Source organism: Paenibacillus sp. FSL L8-0158 (assembly GCF_038592965.1).
Taxonomy (GTDB): Bacteria; Bacillota; Bacilli; order Paenibacillales; family Paenibacillaceae; genus Paenibacillus; species Paenibacillus polymyxa_D.
The window spans coordinates 2,169,986-2,190,329 of sequence record NZ_CP151949.1 but is presented as its reverse complement, the minus strand read 5'-3'; the positions used below and the strand labels follow the sequence as shown (position 1 = coordinate 2,190,329).

General features: G+C 45.5%; 19 protein-coding genes. 1 reads left to right on the top strand and 18 read right to left on the bottom strand.

Annotated features, from left to right (window positions below; all coding sequences use genetic code 11):
* Positions 1-7 precede the first annotated feature (7 nt).
* The 18 genes from NSQ68_RS10100 to NSQ68_RS10015 form a co-directional block, all read right to left on the bottom strand.
* A complete protein-coding gene (locus NSQ68_RS10100) occupies positions 8-1,465 on the bottom strand; it encodes a flagellar hook-length control protein FliK (protein WP_342428751.1) in 1,458 nt (485 codons plus the stop codon).
* 26 nt (positions 1,466-1,491) lie between these two features.
* Positions 1,492-2,475: a kinesin gene (locus NSQ68_RS10095; RefSeq protein ID WP_342428750.1), complete on the bottom strand. Its 984-nt coding sequence runs from the start codon at positions 2,473-2,475 to the stop codon at positions 1,492-1,494.
* 47 nt (positions 2,476-2,522) lie between these two features.
* Complete coding sequence (gene fliJ, locus NSQ68_RS10090; RefSeq protein ID WP_029516992.1) at positions 2,523-2,966, bottom strand: flagellar export protein FliJ; 444 nt, start codon at positions 2,964-2,966, stop codon at positions 2,523-2,525.
* A 10-nt stretch (positions 2,967-2,976) separates the two neighbouring features.
* A complete protein-coding gene (fliI, locus tag NSQ68_RS10085) occupies positions 2,977-4,296 on the bottom strand; it encodes a flagellar protein export ATPase FliI (RefSeq protein WP_029516991.1) in 1,320 nt (439 codons plus the stop codon).
* Positions 4,283-5,119, bottom strand: a complete 837-nt coding sequence (locus NSQ68_RS10080) for a FliH/SctL family protein (RefSeq protein ID WP_342428749.1) — start codon at positions 5,117-5,119, stop codon at positions 4,283-4,285. The genes fliI and NSQ68_RS10080 overlap by 14 nt, the downstream gene beginning before the upstream one ends.
* Positions 5,112-6,128, bottom strand: a complete 1,017-nt coding sequence (fliG, locus tag NSQ68_RS10075; RefSeq protein WP_013370674.1) for a flagellar motor switch protein FliG — start codon at positions 6,126-6,128, stop codon at positions 5,112-5,114. The genes NSQ68_RS10080 and fliG overlap by 8 nt, the downstream gene beginning before the upstream one ends.
* Before the next feature lie 11 nt (positions 6,129-6,139).
* Entirely contained in the window at positions 6,140-7,723 is a 1,584-nt protein-coding gene (fliF, locus tag NSQ68_RS10070) for a flagellar basal-body MS-ring/collar protein FliF (protein ID WP_307349816.1), read from the bottom strand.
* Positions 7,724-7,758: 35 nt separating this feature from the next.
* The gene (gene fliE, locus NSQ68_RS10065; protein WP_029516989.1) at positions 7,759-8,073 is read right to left on the bottom strand and encodes a flagellar hook-basal body complex protein FliE; all 315 of its coding nucleotides are present in this window, start codon (positions 8,071-8,073) and stop codon (positions 7,759-7,761) included.
* Positions 8,074-8,112: 39 nt separating this feature from the next.
* A complete protein-coding gene (flgC, locus tag NSQ68_RS10060; protein ID WP_342428748.1) occupies positions 8,113-8,565 on the bottom strand; it encodes a flagellar basal body rod protein FlgC in 453 nt (150 codons plus the stop codon).
* 6 nt (positions 8,566-8,571) lie between these two features.
* The gene (flgB, locus tag NSQ68_RS10055) at positions 8,572-8,979 is read right to left on the bottom strand and encodes a flagellar basal body rod protein FlgB (protein WP_013309883.1); all 408 of its coding nucleotides are present in this window, start codon (positions 8,977-8,979) and stop codon (positions 8,572-8,574) included.
* Between the two features lie 408 nt (positions 8,980-9,387).
* Complete coding sequence (gene hslU / locus NSQ68_RS10050) at positions 9,388-10,788, bottom strand: ATP-dependent protease ATPase subunit HslU (RefSeq protein ID WP_029516987.1); 1,401 nt, start codon at positions 10,786-10,788, stop codon at positions 9,388-9,390.
* 36 nt (positions 10,789-10,824) lie between these two features.
* Complete coding sequence (gene hslV, locus NSQ68_RS10045) at positions 10,825-11,367, bottom strand: ATP-dependent protease subunit HslV (RefSeq protein ID WP_013309881.1); 543 nt, start codon at positions 11,365-11,367, stop codon at positions 10,825-10,827.
* Positions 11,368-11,393: 26 nt separating this feature from the next.
* Positions 11,394-12,734: an FADH(2)-oxidizing methylenetetrahydrofolate--tRNA-(uracil(54)-C(5))-methyltransferase TrmFO gene (gene trmFO, locus NSQ68_RS10040; RefSeq protein WP_307349812.1), complete on the bottom strand. Its 1,341-nt coding sequence runs from the start codon at positions 12,732-12,734 to the stop codon at positions 11,394-11,396.
* Positions 12,735-12,761: 27 nt separating this feature from the next.
* Positions 12,762-14,864: a type I DNA topoisomerase gene (gene topA / locus NSQ68_RS10035; RefSeq protein ID WP_039274721.1), complete on the bottom strand. Its 2,103-nt coding sequence runs from the start codon at positions 14,862-14,864 to the stop codon at positions 12,762-12,764.
* Between the two features lie 356 nt (positions 14,865-15,220).
* A complete protein-coding gene (gene dprA, locus NSQ68_RS10030) occupies positions 15,221-16,339 on the bottom strand; it encodes a DNA-processing protein DprA (protein ID WP_342428747.1) in 1,119 nt (372 codons plus the stop codon).
* 229 nt (positions 16,340-16,568) lie between these two features.
* Entirely contained in the window at positions 16,569-17,498 is a 930-nt protein-coding gene (gene sucD, locus NSQ68_RS10025) for a succinate--CoA ligase subunit alpha (RefSeq protein WP_342428746.1), read from the bottom strand.
* Between the two features lie 49 nt (positions 17,499-17,547).
* Positions 17,548-18,708, bottom strand: coding sequence for an ADP-forming succinate--CoA ligase subunit beta (gene sucC, locus NSQ68_RS10020; protein WP_307349804.1), 1,161 nt, complete (start codon positions 18,706-18,708; stop codon positions 17,548-17,550).
* Positions 18,709-19,043: 335 nt separating this feature from the next.
* On the bottom strand, positions 19,044-19,514 hold the full coding sequence (locus tag NSQ68_RS10015; RefSeq protein ID WP_029516981.1) for a MarR family transcriptional regulator: 471 nt from the start codon (positions 19,512-19,514) through the stop codon (positions 19,044-19,046).
* A gap of 147 nt (positions 19,515-19,661) precedes the next feature.
* Here NSQ68_RS10015 and NSQ68_RS10010 point away from each other — a divergent pair, with 147 nt between their 5' ends.
* Positions 19,662-20,090 (top strand): organic hydroperoxide resistance protein, encoded by a 429-nt coding sequence (locus tag NSQ68_RS10010; protein WP_307349799.1) that lies wholly within the window; start codon positions 19,662-19,664, stop codon positions 20,088-20,090.
* Positions 20,091-20,344 lie beyond the last annotated feature (254 nt).

Below are 20,344 nucleotides of genomic sequence, written 5' to 3'. Positions count from 1 at the left end.
TCCATCATTACGCTTGTGCTGTAAAGGAGCCTGTCCGATTCATATCATCTGCGCGTTGTTCAGCTGTCCAGTTACGAAGCTCTTCTGCCATTTCAGCTACCTTCAAAGCATCCTCGCTCTCTTCTCTACCTCGAGCTTTGGAACGTTGATTGGATTGCTGCTGTTGATTAGCTCCAGATCCGCGTCCATCCTGATACATATGGGAGGAAAGCGACTCATTGTGCGTTACTTCTACCTTATCCACCTGGATACCTTGGCTCTGGAGACTCGAACGCAACTGCGACATTTGCTGTTCCAGCAAATCCTTCGCTCCGCTATGCTCAGTCATGAACTGGGCAACCAGATGACCATTTTGCATTGTCAGCTTAACCTCGAGCTGGCCCAGATGATCTGGACGAAGCATAATAGTCGCTTCCGTCAAACCAGTGTGTTTTACAATGTCAAGTTTCTGTACTACAAATTCGGTCATCTCCTTGGCAAATTGCCGAACATGTACGACTGGTTGAGCCGGAGCCGAAGGTGTAGTTCCTTGCGTTTGTACCGAAAGCTGTCCCGCAGTTGTGATCACTGGAGTCTGATTGTCAGTTGCTGTCGAATCCGCTTGCTCAGTTGCATCTACGAATGCACTCACTTCATCCGTTACAGTCGTCTTAACTGCAGACTGAACGAGAATATTAGTTGATGAACGTTGCCCTTCTGAACCTTGTTGATTAGTTTCACCCTGACTTGCTTGCTGCTGAGAAGCAACAACCTGTCTATCTGTAGTAGCTGTAGCTACGGTCTGAGTACCATTTGCTCGATTTGCAGAAGGCTGAACCGCTTGTGAATCCCCACCATCAGCAAGTTCCACAGCTTTCATTACACCCTTCCACTGCTCATCGGTAATAGCTCCCGTACCTGCCGTTGCGCTTTGGAGCGATTGTAGCAACTGTGCCACCTGGGACTTTTGGTCTCCAGAAGCCTGCTCTGCTACATTGGCAAGTTGTGACAAAGCGTCCTGCAATGCAAATCGAAGAGTAGCCGGGTTGGCTGCCAAGGCTGTTAAGCCTGTCGCCTCTGTCGTTTCTCCACCGTTTAACTGTTGATTTGTTCCGTCGCCTTGCAAAAACTGTTGTACTTGCTGAATCCACGCTTGCAGAGTTGCAAGCAGAGCAGGATCGGCAGCTACTTGATCATCCAGCTTTTCGAGATTTTGCAGCAAAGGAGCCAAAGTTTCGACCAGCGGCTCGGTTGGAGCTCCCGCGGATTCTCCGGTTGCAATAAGCGGAAGTACCATTACTAATGGAGAACCATTCGCATCTGTGCCTGCTGAGCCCGTTTGCCCGCCTGTCATCATTTGCGTAAGTGTTTGATTAAAAGCACCCGTGGTTGCTCCGGCAGCTGTGGCTGTACTCGCTGTTGACGCTGTCGCACTGCTAGCTGTTTGATTGGAGCTGACCGATACACTTTGAGAAATAAGTGTCATTTATTTTTCACCTCCCTTCATTTAAATTACTTACTGCCCATCAGTTTGTTCAAAATTTTTGCGGTCTGACCCGCATCCTTGGCAGACATATTTTGTAGTAAAGAACCACGTGTCGAATCATCTACTGTATTTAATATGTTTAATGCCTTGTCTGGACTGATTTTGTAAGTTTGTAAAATAAGTTCGGCACCGCTCTTCTTGTCCATGGAAGCAAATGTGCTACTGATTTGAGTGCTTTGCAAACTCTTACTCGTTGTTCCAGCTGTAGCACCTTGATCCTTTTTCAGACGAGACTGCAACGCAGCAACTGACAAATCCGTAGATGGCGTTACATTTTTCAGAGCCATAGTAATATCGGCTGCTTTTTTAGCGTCCATCTTTTGCAAAATCTTCGCACTGTTGGCAGGGTCCATGTAGCTTAACAGCTGCACAGTCTCTTCCGTAGTCAGATTCTCCATAATCGGTGCCGCTTTACTTGCTGTCATTCCTTCATACATGCTAGCAAGATCTCTGGCCTGTTTTACATAAGGATCTTCATTTGTTGTTCCACCTGTAGTTTGCGTACCGGCCTGTCCCTGCTGATTGGCCTGTGACTGCTGTTCCTGTTGCGTTTGCAGCGTATTGACCTGATTCTGCAGTTCAGTAACCTTTTTATCTTGTGTCGTCTTAGCAGCGGTAGCCTTTTTAAGCTCCTCTGTCTGCTTGGCTAAATCTGCCTTTAACTGCTGAATGGTTGCTTCAGAACTTTCAGACTGAGCCTTTTGATCTGCCTCTTTCGTCTGGGTAGCCTTATCTTTCGGTTCAGGTACCCAATTTTTAACAACTGGTATTTTATTCCCTAATGAAATCATTTCGCTTCTGAAGTCCATATTGAACAATGTAAGCAGGACCCCGACCAGAACGATTGTGAACACAATCGGAATCAGGAAAAACATAAACCGTTCAAATCCCCCGCCTGATTCTTTTCCTAAATCCATATCCAGTTCATTTTCTGCTAACTTCTGTGCCATCGTCTTCCTCCTCAGGCAGCTGATATGCGTATCCTATGACTTTCCGCTTACCGGGCTTTCATGGCAAATCGCACGGAAGCCATTTCATCCAGCTCGTTCTGCTCGCGCAGGAGCACTTCCTGTTGGAATTTCACGTTGGCCTTCTCTCTCGCTTTCAGCCAAACCTGTTCATCCAGCATTTTATCGGTCAAAACGGTTTGTTTGCTTTGCACATTTTGCTGCGCATATTGAACATCTCTATGCTTGCGTGTAATACATTGGTCCAGATGATTAACATAAGCCTGTAATTCCTGAATGGTAGAGAGTGGTGCGCAATCCTCGGCAGCCTTTTGAATAGCTGATATGACTCGATTCCTTTCGCCTACAAGCTGTGTTAATGTCTGCTCCTCAGCCTGCAATTGTCCAACAGCACTGGAAAGCAACCATTCGGCCTGTGACTTTTCGTTGGTTTTCAAGTCTACAACTTTCTGAAAGGAATACTGAAATCTCATCGTTCAACCTTCATCTCCTCGTAAATTCAGAAATCAAACGCTCTCTTACCTCGTCCAGTTCAGCCTTTTCATCTGTTCTTTGTCTTGTAAAATCCCATATATCCCGTATACGCTCCATGGATTCGTCAATTTCTGCATTTGAACCCTGCTGATAGGCCCCAATATTAATCAGGTCCTCCGAATCTTTGTAAATGGCCATCAAGCGCTTGATGTTCTCGGCAGCGTCTATCTGATCTCGTGGTGCGATATCCTTCATAACCCGGCTAATACTCGCTAACACATCAATTGCGGGAAAATGTCCTTTGTTCGCAATCCCACGATTCAAGACAATATGTCCATCCAAAATCCCGCGCACCGCATCCGCGATGGGCTCGTTCATATCATCACCATCGACCAGTACCGTATAAAAAGCGGTTATGGAGCCAGTAGGACCTGTCCCTGCACGTTCTAGAAGCTTAGGTAGACTAGCAAACACGGAAGGTGTGTACCCTCTCATTGCCGGTGGCTCCCCTACGGCTAGGCCGACTTCACGTTGGGCCATCGCATACCGGGTAACTGAATCCATCATCAGCATGACATTTAACCCGCGATCCCGAAAATATTCCGCGATCGTCGTTGCAATAAGTGCACCCTTAATACGAATTAACGCAGGTTGGTCGGAAGTTGCCACAATGACCACGGAACGTTCTAGTCCCTCCGGACCTAAATCCCGTTCAATAAAGTCCAGCACCTCGCGTCCACGTTCTCCGATCAAGGCGATTACATTCACATCGGCTTCCGTATTACGGGCAATCATTCCCATCAAGGTACTTTTACCTACACCCGAACCTGCAAAAATACCAACCCGTTGTCCTTTACCGATAGTAAGCAACCCGTCAATAGCGCGCACCCCGATACTGATTGGTTCCTGCACACGCGGACGATTCAGTGGATTGGACGGAATATTGAAGGTTGAATATCTCGCCATTCGCGAGGGAATCAATGAGCCATCCAGAGGCTGACCCAAGCCGTCCAGCACTTTGCCTAACAGCTCTGACCCGACCTGCACATTCAATGGCTTCCCTGTTCCTACAACATCACAACCGGGACCAATGGATTGCAGTTCTCCAAGTGGCATCAGAAGCACTTTATTGTCCCTGAAGCCTACAACCTCCGCTTGCAACGGCTTAGCCGTTTTACCCGGATAAATGTAACAAACATCCCCGATACTGGCGTCCGGACCTTCCGATTCAACCATCAGGCCGATAACCTGTGTAACCTTGCCATTTACCCGAACCGGGTCCAGCTGGCGCAAATGATCCATGTAGCGCTGCGTATTAAGCCCCTTCATGTCTTCGCTCCTCATTTTCATGTGCCAGACGCAGTAGTTCCTTTTTGATCTCAGCTAATTGCGTATCAATTCGCGCATCCACACTCCCAAAGGAAGAACGGATAACACAACCGCGATCTTTCACGGTACCATCAGGAATAATTTGTAGTTCCGCTTGCGAATCGACAGTTAATGACAATTCTTCTCGTGCACCTTGCACAAATGCGAAATGCTGAGGCGACACACACAATGTAATGGTTCCTTTTTCCCGCTTACGAGCCAAATTTTTACGAATTAATTCAATCGTGTAGTCCGGCTCGAGGCTGAGCTGTTTCTCAATGATCTTCTCAGCAATAGCACTACTCAGTTCAACCAGGAAAGGCTCAGCTTCCTGAATTAGTTGTTCTTTAATCTCATAGGCCTGACGTAGAATATCCTGTGCTTCTTCCATCATCTGCTCTGATTTCGTCTGGAGCTCGGCCTCAGCCAGCTTCTGACCTTCTTCATATCCTTGCTGAAACCCATCAGCTTTTAACGACTGAGTCAGCTGGTCGTCATGCTCGCGTCGTTCCTGCCACCAGACTTCAATCTGCTGCTGTGCCTCCTGAAGCATCCGTTCCGCTTCTTCAGCTGCCTCGCGAACCTGACGTTCGGCAAAATCCTTAGCATCATTCAGCATTTCATCCCGTAGCCGTTCAGCCTCGTGATCTCGCTGAGGCTCCGGCTCCGTATATTCAGTTGTGATTTCTTCGTCCGTCGTTTCTGGCGCATACGTATGTGCCACATCAATTGTTTTCAAAGCCTCTACAGGAACATATTGGAAAGATTTGATCAAGTTAGACAATGATGTCATCTCCTCCGCCGCGTGCGATTATAATCTCACCGGCCTCTTCCAATCTACGGATCGTCGATACGATACGTGTCTGTGCTTCTTCCACATCACGCAACCGCACCGGTCCCATGTACTCCATTTCCTCTTTGAAGGTTTCTGCCATACGTTTCGACATATTTCGGAAAATCACATCGCGTACTTCTTCACTGGACACTTTAAGCGCCAATTGCAAATCTGCATTGTCAATATCGCGGATAATGCGCTGAATGGAACGGTTGTCCACATTGACGATATCCTCGAATACGAACATTCTTTTCTTGATTTCCTCAGCCAGTTCTGGATCTTGAATTTCAAGCGAGTCGAGAATCGTACGTTCGGTTCCGCGGTCTACGCCATTCAAAATCTGAACAATGGACTCGATACCACCCGCATTCGTATAATCCTGCGTCGCGGTTGCAGACAGCTTTTGCTCCAACACTCGTTCCACCTGGGAAATAACTTCCGGAGATGTACTGTCCATGACAGCGACACGCCGGGCCACATCTGCCTGCTTTTCCTGTGGCAGAGACGACAGAATTGCAGCCGCCTGCTCGAATTGCAAGTACGAAAGCACAAGAGCAATCGTTTGCGGATTCTCATTTTGTATAAAATTCAATATCTGGTTTGGATCAGCCTTACGGGCAAAATCGAAGGGTCTTACCTGCAACGTCGCTGTTAGACGGTTAATGACCTCAACTGCTTTTTGCGATCCGAGTGCTTTTTCCAATATTTCTTTAGCGTAGTTAATGCCGCCTTGGGAAATGTACTCCTGAGCCAAACAAATTTGATGAAACTCGGCCATGATGGAGTCCTTCTCAATGGCATCGACCTTCCGCACATTGGCAATTTCCAATGTAAGTTGCTCAATCTCCTCATCACGCAAATGCTTGAATATTTGAGCAGATACCTCTGGTCCCATTGTGATCAGAAGTATAGCCGCTTTCTGTCTTCCCGTTAAACCTTGACTGCTTGCCTTTGCCAATGAACTCACCTCTATTCGTCAGCCAGCCATGTACGAAGCAGATTGACGAATTCGTCGGGTTTCTTTTTCGCCAGACTTTCAAGCTGTTTACGCACTTGACTTTCATTTGTCACACTTTCCATGGTAATAGACGGGAACTCCGTCGGCGTTGGCATAAGTTGCAATTCTTCATCCAACTCTTCTTCCTGATTACGACGACCGCGTACGATGAAGAAGATTACACCCGCCAGCAGTGCCAGAACAGCAGCTCCGATGCCCCATAACCAAGGGTTGGAAGCTGAGAAGAATGTATTAGTGCTCGCAGGCGCCGGAACAGCTTGTGAGAACACCGAAACCTTCTTAGCCAAATCAGCGTCTGTAATTGTAGTACCAGAATTCGCCAACGACGCTCTTACGATATTAACCAAAATATTTTGAATTGCTGTCTGAGTTGCAGTATCCAACGTTTGCTGACCTGTTGGTGGTTCAACTGCTACATTAATGGTTAAATCTTTTACAGTGTACGGACTTTGTATAATATCCCTTGCAATTCGGTTAACTTCGTAGTTAATCGTACTCGAGCTCTTATCTGAGCTGGTATTGCCGGAATTAGCTCCTCCGGGGTAGCCCGGAACATCCTGTGTTCCAGTTCCTGCAACTCCTCCGGTTTGTCCACTACTACCTGTATAGCTTTCCTGAATTTGTTGGGCGCTAATTTCAATACCCTTCATTTTCGTTTGATCAACAGGTGTGACCATTTGTTCCTTTGATGTTACTTTGTCGAAATTTAGCTGGGACATAACCAGCACATTTACCTTGTCGTCTCCAACAATTTTCGACAAAAATTGTTGAACATTATTCCTTACATCGCTCTCAAACTTCTTCTGTAGAGCCATGTTTTCTTGAACACCACTAGTGAGCCCACCTTGGCCGCCCTTGGCCGTTGGAATCAACTCATATTCCTTATTGGTGATTGTAATGTTTTCCACTGGCAGATTCGGTACGGCCGTTTTTACCAGATTAAAGTATCCATCGATCGCCTGCTGATTTGGAGTAAAGCCAGGCTCGAATTCCATTTGAATCGAAGCGGAGGCTTTGTCCTTTTCCTCAAGTCCGGCAAAAATGTTTTCCTTTGGCATATTAATGACAGCTTTGGAGCTTTGGACACCATCCATCCGTTCCAACAGTTGCTGTATTTCGCCGTTCAATGCATTATTGTACTTCACATTGAACTCGTTCTCCGTCATGCCAATGGCAGAGGAGGACTGGTCAAAAGCGCTCATGCCGATTGAACCCTTCTGAATCAGGCCTTGAGACCCAACATCTACCTTCGCCTTATCCGCATTAGCGGTTGGGACTGAGATTTGTGTCCCACCAGCATTAAGTTGATACGGTATACCCGCAGAATCGAGATATTTAATGACTCCGGCAGCATCGTTAGCATTTAAATCTCGGAAAGCCACTTCATACTCGGTTTTGGTAAACTGCATCGTTAGCACTACAACAGCGATAATGATGAATGCTAATGTCGAAACAAGTAATATCTTCTGTTTTTTGCTAAAATTATTCCAATACCCGGAAATCTTATCCCGATATTGGGCGATTCTCTCGTTCACTCCGTCACCCCATCCGAAACTTTGCTAAACCCTCTTTACATCTGTGTACGCATGATCTCCTGATAGGCTTCGATCGCTTTGTTTCGGACCTGTGTAGTAAGCTGCAGGGAAAGCAGCGCTTGTTGGGAAGTGATCATGACCTGATCTACATCAACTTTGCCTGCCATGAATTGGTCGGACATCTGGTGCGTAGCGGCTTCCTGCTGCCCTACTTCATTGAGAGCATCCTTTAGGAAGGAACCAAAGTCCTTCAAGGATTCGGAAGGCGTCGCTTTCGCCAACTCATTGTTAGGCGATTGAATCTGCTGTATTACCGGTGTCTGTACATTAAACATGGCGTTCTGAATCATGTTTTACTCTCCCTATTAAGTAATTAGTAGTCCTAGACCTTAGCGACCGATTTCAAGCGCTTTGGAAACCATAGCCTTTGATGCATTCAGAGCTGTTACATTGGCTTCGTATGAGCGTGTTGCGGAAATCATGTCGACCATTTCTTTCATAATATCTACATTAGGCATATATACATAGCCATCTTTATCAGCGTCCGGGTGACCCGGATTGTACACAGGCTTTAAAGGTGACTGATCTTCTTGAATTTGCGAAACCTTAACGCCAGCAGCGCTTGTTTTACTTCCTTCCATTTGAGCCTTCAAAACATCGGCAAAGCCAGATTGGTTCGGCTCCAAAACAACCGTTTTTCTCCGATATGGAACTGCTTGTCCATTCTCTACTTTCGCCCGAGTTGTCTCTGCGTTGGCAATGTTGCTAGATATAACGTCCATCCGCAACCGTTGGGCCGTAAGAGCAGACGCACTAATATCAAAGCCGTTGTTAATCTTCACCTAGTCCTATCTCCCTTCTACCGCTGTTCTCATCATCTTGATGCGCTCATTAATTTCTTGGATGTAGGTATTATATCTTAGTTGATTTTCAGCCATAAGACTCATTTCTCTGTCGATATCTACGTTGTTCATATTGTTATTCATGACTGAGTACCCATCTTTGGTGACCGTGGCATCTGGAATGGAGTTCACAGGTCCTATTTGAAAATGTCTTGAATTGGTTACTTTTCCACGTAGTGGTGTGACATCCCCGTCCATTTGCTGCTGAAGCAGTTCTTCAAATGAAACCTCCGAACGCTTAAAATACGGGGTATCCGCATTGGAAATATTGTCAGCCATCACACGTTGTCTCGTATTTGCCGCCTGTACACCTGCCTGAAGCTTTTGAAAGCTCATATCACCCAGCAGATTCATTTAGCTCCTCCCTCCCAGCGTCTACTCCAAAGTAAGATTCAATAAAACAAGATTTTTCACTTTTTTTCGACAATAAAATTTCATAATTATACATTTCTTTTAGGTCTTAAGTAGAAAATAATAACTTTCTGTCATATATTCTAAGTTTCGTAGAGTTGGGACCTAATTACAATAAGAAAAAAGCCCTATCTTTTTAAAAAAAGAGGGCTTTAGATGCATAAATTGTTAAATTTTTCAGGTTTTTTTCAAAAAAATGAATGTTTTCTTAGCACTTTACACCTGTAAAAGAATATACGTCCTACTTTTGGAATAGACAGAAAAATCATCAACTTGACCATTATCTAGGTCTAAATGACGGTGCAAGATAGTGTTATTCTGGACCACACACCCTATTTTTAGAAACCCTATTCATAAAATATACTGACTAAGGTCCCTGTTTTGGGCAATATCTCCCAGCTTCTCACGTACATATTCCGGGGTAATGATCATACGATCCAATGTAAGCTCTGGTGCTTCAAACGACAGATCCTCCAGCAGCTTTTCTAGAATGGTATGCAAACGACGTGCGCCAATATTTTCGGTGTTGCGATTTACAGACTCAGCAATACTGGCAATCTCACGAATCGCTTCCGCAGAAAATTCGACTTCAATCTCCTCGGTACGGAGTAGATCAGTGTATTGCTTGGTCAGCGCATTTTTAGGCTCCGTCAGTATCGACACAAACTCATCCAAAGTTAGGCTACTTAATTCCACACGGATTGGAAAACGGCCCTGAAGCTCAGGGATCAGGTCAGATGGTTTTGCAACATGAAAAGCTCCTGCAGCAATAAACAGAATGTAATCTGTTCTTACCGGACCGTATTTGGTCATGATGGTAGATCCCTCGACAATAGGTAAAATATCGCGCTGGACGCCTTCTCTCGACACATCGGGGCCACTCCCCTTACCCTGGCTGGCAATCTTATCTATTTCATCAATAAAAATAATACCCGATTGCTCAGCACGCTTCACAGACTCCTGAATCACATCGTCCATATCGATCAATTTGGCGGCTTCATCTTGAATCAACACCTTGCGAGCTTCCTTGACTGGTAGCTTGCGCTTCTTCGTCCGCTTGGGCAGAAAACTTCCGAACATCTCCTGCATATTCATACCCATTTGTTCATTCCCTTGCCCAGCAAACATATCGAGCATATTGGGTGCAGTATCCTCCACATCAATCTCTATGACATCATCCTCAAGCTTACCGGACAACAGATCGAATTTAACCTTACGGCGCTTTTCTGCCAAAGATCCATCCTGTTGTGGTGGTTCTTCTTCTACCGAAGTTCCCGTGTTATTGCCAAACAGCATTTCAAAGGGATTACGTTGCGATTTGTTTGACTTTTCTGCAGGTACAAGGATGCTGACAATCCGTTCATTTGCCATGTCCTCCGCTTTGTCCTTCACATTCTCTGTTCGTTCCGACTTGACGATGCGAATGGAGGTTTCCATCAGATCACGCACCATGGATTCCACATCACGACCGACGTAACCCACTTCTGTAAATTTGGTCGCCTCTACCTTGACAAAAGGAGCCCCCACGAGCCGTGCAAGTCTACGTGCAATTTCAGTTTTACCCACACCAGTCGGTCCGATCATCAAAATATTTTTAGGCACAATTTCATCCCGGATGTCATCCGGCAGCTTGCTACGCCGATAGCGGTTGCGCAAGGCAACAGCAACAGATTTTTTAGCTTCCTTTTGTCCGACAATATACTTATCCAGCTCGGATACCACTTGTCTGGGCGTCAACGATTGATTATTCATTTTGCACTCCTCCACCCTTGAATACTCAGAGCCGATTTACAGTTCTTCCACGATAATCTGATTGTTCGTATACACACATATTTCCGAAGCAACCTCTAGCGCTTCCCGTGCCATGTCCTTTGCTTCCATGCCAGATCCATGGCGTTTGAAAGCACGGGCAGCCGCCAATGCAAAATTGCCACCTGAGCCAATGGCAAGCACATCATCATCCGGCTCGATAATTTCGCCGCCTCCAGAAATGAGCAGCATCCCGGAAGAGTCCATCACAATCATGAGCGCTTCCAGCTTACGCAGGATACGATCCTGACGCCAGTCCTTGGCCAGTTCCACGGCTGCTCTTTGAAGATTTCCGTGGTGTTCCTCTAGCTTATTTTCAAACTTTTCAAATAACGTGATAGCATCGGCCACCGAACCCGCAAATCCCGCAACGACCTGACCACGATACAATCTGCGCACTTTTTTTGCCGTCTGCTTCATTACAACACTGTTACCGAACGTTACCTGTCCATCACCCGCAATAGCTCCTTTGCCATTGTGGCGTACAGCGCAGATGGTGGTAGCATGAAAGGACATATCCATAACGCGCTCCTCCTTTTCCTTCATCCCTATGCCTGTACTTCAGCTGTCATAACTCCCGTTTCGTTGATATAACCGCGCAAACTTTCCAACGCGCGATTAGCGAGAGCTTCATTCTTTTCCTTTTTGTTACGAATCCGTTTCTCTAACTTTGGAAGCAAACCAAAGTTTGCATTCATCGGTTGAAAATGTTTAAAATCAGCGGTCGTAATATACCGCGCCATGCTGCCTAATGTCGTTTCTGCAGGAAATACAAACATTTCCTGTCCGCGTGCTGCTCGTGCCGCATTCATCCCGGCTAGCAGACCAGAAGCTGCCGACTCCACATATCCCTCTACACCGGTCATTTGTCCGGCGAAGAATAGATTACTTCTTCCCTTGAACTGATAGGTTGGATGAAGTTGCTGCGGAGAATTAATAAAGGTATTGCGATGCATCACACCGTAACGTACAAACTCTGCCTCTTCAAGACCCGGAATCATTGAAAATACACGCTTTTGCTCCCCCCATTTGAGGTGAGTCTGGAAACCAACCAGATTATACAGCGTTCCTGCGGCGTTGTCCTGCCGAAGCTGAACAACTGCGTGGGGCAGTTCACCTGTATGCGGATTTACGAGACCCACAGGTTTCATAGGTCCGAACAATGCCGTTTGTTTCCCACGTTGCATCATCACTTCGATGGGCATACAACCTTCGAAATAAATTTCTTTTTCGAATTCCTTGACTTGCGCTACCTCAGCCGTAATCAGAGCCTCATAAAAAGCATCAAATTCCGCTTCGTTCATCGGACAATTCAAGTACGCTGCTTCTCCCTTATCATAACGGGAAGCCAGATAAACCTTGCTCATGTCGATAGAGTCCTTTTCTACAATCGGGGCTGCCGCATCGTAAAAATAAAAATACTCCTCTCCCATCAGTGATTTAATCTGTTCCGACAAAGCTGGAGAAGTTAAAGGCCCCGTCGCAATAACCACAATACCGTCCTGTGGGATTTCCTGAAGCTCTTCATTAACAACCTCGATCAAAGGATGTTGATGAAGCGTATCAGTAATATGACCGGAAAATCCGTCACGATCCACTGCCAATGCACCGCCAGCCGGAACAGCATGACGATCTGCTGCGCTCAGAATCAAGGAGTTCAGTATTCTCATCTCTTCCTTCAGTACGCCTACCGCATTCGTTAGGCCGTTTGCCCGCAAGGAATTACTGCATACCAGTTCGGCAAATTTATCTGTATGATGTGCTGGTGTTTTTACAACCGGCCTCATTTCATATAACTTGACTGGCACTCCACGGCTTGCAATTTGCCAGGCAGCTTCGCTGCCCGCCAAACCTGCTCCGATGACCGTTACCTTTTGTAGTTCACTCACGTTTAAATCCCCCTGCTAATGTTGTTCTTAAGAAGTCTCTACACTCTCATCGCTCTCTTCCAGCATTTCGCTGTGATCGCAGACAGTACAATTGAGCTTCGTTCCTTGTTTTGTACGTTTTTCAACCATTAGGCTACTGCAACTTGGGCAAGGCTTAATGGACGGTTTATCCCAGGATACAAAATCACATTCCGGGTAGCGGTCACATCCGTAAAAGATACGTCCCTTTTTACTTCGTCGTTCGACAACATGTCCCTCACCGCATGTAGGACAATTAATCCCGATATCCTTAACAATTGGCTTTGTGTTACGGCAATCTGGAAAAGCAGAACAGGCCAGGAATTTACCAAATCGGCCAAGCTTATACACCATTTGGCTGCCACACTTATCACAAATGACATCGGATACTTCATCTTTTATTTCAATTTCTTTCATTTCTTCTTCAGCCACTTCAAGTCGCTTCTCAAATGACTCGTAAAAGTCACTCAACACCTTGACCCAATTACCTTCGCCTTCTTCGACGTGGTCAAGATCACCTTCCATATGAGCTGTAAACTCCACATTCAGAATCTCTGGAAAGAACTCCTCCATCTGTTCGATGACCAATTCGCCCAGCTCTGTAGGGAAAAACTTCTTCTCTTCAATAGCAACGTACCCACGTTTCTGAATGGTTTCCAGCGTCGGCGCATACGTACTTGGGCGTCCTATACCCAGTTCTTCCAGCGTCTTCACCAGTCGCGCTTCCGTATAACGGGGAGGCGGTTGTGTAAAATGCTGCTTCGGCTCAACTGCTTCTTTTTTTAATTTATCGCCTGGTTGAAGTGGTGGCAGCAGTTTATCTTCTTCGGTTTTACCGTCGTCATTCCCCTCTACATACACTTTCATGAAACCTGGAAAACGAACCTTCGAACCTGCTGCCCGGAATATCGTCTCACCCGCTTCAATATCTACGGACAAAGTATCCATAATAGCAGAGGCCATCTGGCTGGCCATGAAACGTTCCCATACCAATTTGTACAAACGGAACTGATCCCGACTCATAAACGGTTTAACTGTTTCCGGTTCGCGTAACGCAGAGGTTGGGCGAATCGCTTCATGCGCATCTTGGGCGTTGGCCGCTTTTTTTGAATATTGACGAGGAGTTTCAGGTACAAAAGCTTCGCCATATTTTTGAATAATTAATTCTTTCGCTTCCTCTTGAGCTGAAGCGGCGATCCGTGTGGAATCCGTACGCATATACGTAATCAGACCCACGGTCCCTTCTTTACCTAAATCCACACCCTCATATAGCTGCTGAGCAACAGACATCGTTTTAGATGCACGGAAGTTGAGCTTCCTAGCCGCCTCCTGCTGCAAGGAACTTGTTGTGAATGGAGGAGAAGGATTGCGTAAACGCTCTTTCTCTTTCACATCGCGCACCTTGTAAGACGATTTTCCGATAGCTTCCAACACTTCTTGTACATCCGCTTCGCTGGAGAGTTCTTTCTTTTCACCGCGCAGCTTATGAAATTTCGCTTCAAAGGTACTGTCTTTAATAGCTAGTTTAGCTGTAATCGTCCAGTATTCTTCCGGTACAAACTCACTGATCTCGTTTTCCCGGTCCAGAATAATTTTCACCGCAACCGACTGCACACGCCCAGCGGATAGACCCTTCTTTACCTTTTTCCAGAGCAACGGGCTGATTTTGTAGCCAACAAGTCGATCCAGTATCCGTCGTGCCTGCTGAGCATTGACCAAATCCATATTGATTTTACGGGGTGTTTTAAAAGCATCTTTGACAGCCTGCTTTGTAATTTCATTAAATACAACACGGCAATCTGCCGTATCGTCCAGTTCCAGCGCATGCGCCAGATGCCAGGCAATAGCCTCACCTTCGCGATCCGGGTCAGCCGCCAGATATACTTTTTTCACTTTTTTTCGGGCATCCTTTAATTCTTTTAGAATTGAGCCTTTACCTCGAATGGTAATGTATTTGGGATTAAAATCATTTTCGACCTCTACGCCGATCTGACTCTTCGGTAAATCCCTGATATGACCCATGGAAGCCTTGACGATATATTTGCTGCCTAAGTATTTGCCGATCGTCTTCGCCTTGGAAGGCGATTCCACGATGACGAGTGAATCCGCCATAGGCTCTTCCTCCTCTCAATTACACACATGAATATGATAGACTTCCTGAAATGTGGTGAGCTATAGTTCGTAGAAGAGCTACACGATGGAATTGATCTTACAATTGCTGTTGTAACGGAATTCTTAGATTTTATAAAACCTTCGATAAAGTTAGAATTCCATTACAAAGGCGAACGCTGTCGCTTTTCCAGATTCAAATCCAACACTTCGCTAGTACGAGCTATAAATTCAACACATTTCAGGAAGTGGGGAAGGAGTAGGAATCCGCGGCGCGGATAAATGCCATACTGCCCTCCACCTGATGTTTAAAATTGAATTTGTACATTTACTAACTAAGGACTTTGCAAAAACAACTACTAAATAAGCTTGTATTTTGTGCCCGCTAGCTGGGCGATCCTTTTTTTTATGATTAACGATAACAGAACTGCGTGTAAAAGTCCAAAATCCCATGCCGTAGCATCAAGCAGTTCATCCAGAGTCATGGTTCCCTGTTCGAGCAACAGTATGACACGGTTTTCCTCAGAAGTCTCACTTTCTGGCAATTTGGAGACCTCCTTCAGATTAGGACTCTGCTCTCTATTGTATGAAGAAACCTCCCTTGTACGCAAATCTGCTTCATACTCCTCAATAATATCCGAAGCTTCAGTGACTGTTTTGGCTCCTTGCTTAATCAAGCTCAGCGTACCTCTACTCTTCGGTGACGTAATGGGTCCGGGAACAGCAAACACATCTCGATTTGCCTCTAGCGCAGCATCAGCTGTAATCAAGGAACCGCTTCTTGAATCTGCTTCGACGACAAGCGTTCCCTTCGTTAGGCCGGCTATAATCCGATTACGTTGTGGAAACATTCCCGGATGCGACCTTGTGCCTGGAGGATACTCTGATATGATCAAGCCTTTGCTAGCCATCTCTGCAAATAAAGACGCATTTTGGGGAGGATAAATTTGATCGATCGCTGTTCCCAGTACACCAATCGTGTTTCCTCCAAGGCGCAGGGCTGTTTCGTGACAAATACTGTCAATCCCTCTTGCCAATCCGCTAACTATTGTAATCCCTGCATTACATAATCCCTCTGTTAGTATCTCCGCTGCTCTACGTCCATAAGCAGTAGGAACGCGAGTTCCTACCATGGCTACAGAACATGTATGCAAAAGTGATTTATCCCCTTTTGTATACATTACCCAAGGTGGGTCAACTGTTTCCTTCATTAATAGGGGATAATCCTCGTCCACATAAGTTACCGTTCCAATATCACCGGATTGAACTCGCTGATATCGTTCATGCACCCATTCTTCATCGTAACACTGGGCCGCAATGTGTGCCTGAGCAGGGCTTAACCCTATCTCGATCCACTTCTGTTCGCTAAAATGCAGTAGCTCATGCAATTGATAGTCACTCGACCAAATACGCTGAATTGTTTTTCTTCCGATTCCCTCTAACTCATGTAAGCCTACCAAAAGCCATCTTTCTTCCAAACTATGGTTCCCCCATTCACGGAAGAGTGAACCCTCCCTTATTTTGTGGCACAATGAATCATTTTGCAAGCGTTTCCCTGATAAATCTGTCTTAACGCAAAAAAAAAGCAACCTTTTCATCCCCTGTTTCAGAAGATAAAAAGGTTGCTTACCTTTCTTACATTATACACTAGCCTGCAGCAAATTTCGATGCAGTTTTATGGCTTGTATATTAATGAAGGAACACGATTTAATGTGTCGTGCACAAATTCAAAATACCACGTGCTTCCAGCACACTTACCAGTGTCGAGCCCATTTCGGAAGGAGTCGGTGCCACCTTGATCCCGCAGGCTTCAAGTGTGGCAATTTTCTCTTTGGCCGTTCCTTTTCCGCCAGAAATAATGGCACCTGCATGCCCCATCCGTTTGCCCGGAGGCGCAGTCACACCACCGATAAAACCAACCACCGGCTTCGTCATATTGTCCCTGATCCACTCGGCAGCCTCTTCCTCGGCTGTACCCCCAATTTCTCCGATCATAATGACAGCGTGAGTGTTGGAATCCTCATTGAAACGTTGCAAAATGTCAATGAATTCTGAACCTTTAACGGGGTCACCGCCAATACCAACCGCGGAAGATTGTCCTATACCTCGAGTCGTTAACTGATGCACTGCTTCATAGGTCAAAGTACCACTACGTGACACAACGCCTACATGACCAGGTAGATGAATGTAACCTGGCATAATACCGATTTTACATTCTCCTGGTGTAATAACACCTGGACAGTTAGGGCCGATCAGAACGGTCTTTTTACCTTCCATAAAACGTTTGACCCTGATCATATCAAGCACCGGAATGCCCTCTGTGATACAAATCACGAGATCTAAATCCGCATCTACAGCCTCCAAAATGGAATCTGCTGCAAAAGCCGGTGGCACGTAAATCACGCTCGCTGTTGCGCCAGTAGCTTCCTTGGCTTCGCTCACTGTGTTAAACACTGGCAATTTGACCTGTTGTCCGTTCTCCAGTGTAATTTCTACCTCGGTGCCCCCCTTACCTGGAGAGGTGCCACCTACCATTTGTGTACCGTAATCAAGTGCACCCTTGGCATGAAACAACGCCGTTTTTCCCGTAATCCCCTGTGTAATCACCTTTGTATGCTTATCGACCAAAATACTCACGATCTTCACATCCCCTATCGTTTATTCGGCATATCGGAATGCAAACAGGCTATTGAACAAGTTCGACGATTTTTTGAGCTCCATCCGCCATAGAATCGGCTGCCACGATATTCAAACCGGATTCCGCTAAAATCTGTTTACCGAGCCCAACATTCGTCCCTTCAAGACGGACAACAAGCGGACGAGTCAGCCCCAACTGTTTGGCAGCCTCCACTACGCCGTTCGCAATGATGTCACACTGCATAATTCCGCCGAAAATGTTCACGAAAATACCTTTTACCTTCGGATCGGACAAAATGATTTTGAACGCTTCGGTTACCTTTTCCGTCGTCGCACCGCCCCCCACGTCCAGGAAGTTGGCCGGATCGCCACCGTAATATTTGATAATATCCATGGTTGCCATTGCCAAACCCGCACCATTGACCATACAGCCAATATTTCCGTCCAGAGCAATATAGCTTAGATCGTATTTAGATGCCTCAATTTCCTTCTCATCCTCTTCATCCAAATCACGCAATTCCAAAATATCCTTGTGACGGAACAACGCATTAGAATCAAAATTCAGTTTGGCATCCAACGCCAGTACATTCCCATCACCCGTAACGACTAAGGGATTGATTTCTGCAATCGAACAGTCCTTGTCCACAAAAGCTTCGTATAGCGCCAGCATAAACTTGACCGCTTTGTTTACCAGTTCATTAGGAATATTAATGTCATACGCCAGCTTACGAGCCTGATACACCTGAAGCCCAATCGCTGGATCAACAACCGCTTTAAAAATCTTCTCCGGAGTGGCTGCAGCCACCTCTTCGATTTCCGTACCGCCTTCTTCTGAGGCCATCATTACGATACGTCCAGTCGCACGATCTACGACAACACCGACGTAATATTCTTTACGAATATCGCAGCCTTCCTCAACCAAAAGGCGTTTGACCTCTTTACCTTCAGGTCCGGTCTGATGCGTCACCAGCACCTTACCCAAAATTTCAGCAGCAAAAGTCCGCACCTCATCCAAACCTTTGGCAACTTTCACGCCACCCGCTTTACCGCGTCCACCAGCATGAATTTGTGCTTTTACCACCGTAACAGCGCTCCCAAGCGATTCTGCCGCAGCAACGGCTTCCTCCACCGTATAGGCAACCTTACCGTTCGGCACAGCCACTCCGTACTGTTTCAATACTTCTTTACCCTGATATTCATGGATATTCATTCTGGAATCCTCCTATCAACATGACTGCAACAAGGGCGGTTCACAAGGAAATCTATACTAAACCTACATCATTGTAACATGTTTTTAAAACGCTTTCCTTATAATTTAACCTTATGAATTACAGTATTTTGATATCATTATCATTCCCAAAATCGAATGTTTGGATATTATTGGATATTATACATAATACAAATTCACACAAAAAAAGCACCTCTACAACATGGGATTACCTAATCCGCATTAAGAGGCACTTTTTTCTTCAAACATGATTAAGTATTTTTTTTCAGTGAAGATTAACTCATGCCGTAAGATTCGCAAGAGCAACTGAAATTACCTTATGATTTTTCGATTTGTACATTCGCTTGATGAACACGATCGAGCAGATCATTGAACTGGAGCAGAAGCGACCCAAATTGATCACGGGTCATACTTGTTTTTTCCTGGATGCATCCAGGTACAGACAGAGCTTTGTCCCGTAATGCGCTTCCCTCTGTCGTCAAAGAAATCAGCACCTTACGCTCATCCTGAGTGGAACGCTTTCGATCGATAAGCCCGGCGTTCTGCAATCTCTTCAATAGCGGAGTTAATGTGCCGGAGTCCAAATATAGTGCCTCACCTAATTCCTTCACTGTACACTCTTCACGCTCCCAGAGCACGATAAGTACCAAATATTGCGAGTACGTCACACCGAGCTTTTCCAGATAAGGCTGGTATAGCTTCGTAATCTCTCTGGAGCATGCATATATGGCAAAGCATAACTGATTATCAAGTTTCAACGCTGTACCTTCAATAGGATTGTTTTCCATGCTGTCTGATCACCTACTTTCGTCATTATTTTAGCACATTATATAATAAAATACATGCTAATTGCACAAAATACTTTACAAGCAATAATTATTTTGATAAATTGAATTGTGTAAAATATAAATTGAGCGAGAGGCCGTGATTGGATTATGATGACCATTCAACAAAAAATGTATGAAACAACAGTAAAAGCTGTTGGTGGACGTAACGGTTATATCGAGTCTTCTTCCCCCGAACTTCGTTTAGATATTGATACCCCAAAAGAAATGGGCGGTGCAGGTGGTGCAGGTACGAACCCAGAACAATTGTTCGCAGCAGGCTATTCCGCTTGCTTTGACAGTGCCTTAAATATGGTTGCTCGCATGCAACGTGTTAAGCATGAAGGTACTGAAGTAACAGCTACAGTCCATTTCGGCAAAGTGGAAGACGGAGGCTTCGGAATCGGAGTAAACCTAGACATACTGGTAAAAGGCGTCGATCATGAAACTGCAGTAAAACTGGTGGAAGGCGCACACGAACAATGTCCATACTCCCGCGCTACCCGCGGTAATATTGAAGTGAAACTGAACGTTTTGTAATTAGATTTTCGTTAGAATGAATTTTACAACAAGCCCCTCAACCGTTTTCTGTCGAGGGGCTTATTATCCTTTCAGCTATCCATTCCTTAAAGACTGTTTGTTTTTTTCCATCAAGTAACATGGGAGATGATGCATAATCGTATATACGAAAATGATATACTCATAGTATAATCACTATTGTCATAATCTTATTTTTCTTCTCCAGGTCTTTTTGTCTGGAGCTTTTTTTTGCCCTTTTTTCCACTTTCTCTCGT

Excerpts from the sequence above, each read along its gene's own strand:
- NSQ68_RS10100 (WP_342428751.1), bottom strand. The coding sequence starts at position 1,465 with ATGACACTTATTTCTCAAAGTGTATCGGTCAGCTCCAATCAAACAGCT.
- NSQ68_RS10095 (WP_342428750.1), bottom strand. The coding sequence starts at position 2,475 with ATGGCACAGAAGTTAGCAGAAAATGAACTGGATATGGATTTAGGAAAA.
- fliJ (WP_029516992.1), bottom strand. The coding sequence starts at position 2,966 with ATGAGATTTCAGTATTCCTTTCAGAAAGTTGTAGACTTGAAAACCAAC.
- fliI (WP_029516991.1), bottom strand. The coding sequence starts at position 4,296 with ATGAAGGGGCTTAATACGCAGCGCTACATGGATCATTTGCGCCAGCTG.
- fliE (WP_029516989.1), bottom strand. The coding sequence starts at position 8,073 with ATGATTCAGAACGCCATGTTTAATGTACAGACACCGGTAATACAGCAG.
- flgB (WP_013309883.1), bottom strand. The coding sequence starts at position 8,979 with ATGAATCTGCTGGGTGATATGAGCTTTCAAAAGCTTCAGGCAGGTGTA.
- hslU (WP_029516987.1), bottom strand. The coding sequence starts at position 10,788 with ATGAATAATCAATCGTTGACGCCCAGACAAGTGGTATCCGAGCTGGAT.
- hslV (WP_013309881.1), bottom strand. The coding sequence starts at position 11,367 with ATGGATATGTCCTTTCATGCTACCACCATCTGCGCTGTACGCCACAAT.
- topA (WP_039274721.1), bottom strand. The coding sequence starts at position 14,864 with ATGGCGGATTCACTCGTCATCGTGGAATCGCCTTCCAAGGCGAAGACG.
- sucC (WP_307349804.1), bottom strand. The coding sequence starts at position 18,708 with ATGAATATCCATGAATATCAGGGTAAAGAAGTATTGAAACAGTACGGA.
- NSQ68_RS10015 (WP_029516981.1), bottom strand. The coding sequence starts at position 19,514 with ATGGAAAACAATCCTATTGAAGGTACAGCGTTGAAACTTGATAATCAG.
- NSQ68_RS10010 (WP_307349799.1), top strand. The coding sequence starts at position 19,662 with ATGATGACCATTCAACAAAAAATGTATGAAACAACAGTAAAAGCTGTT.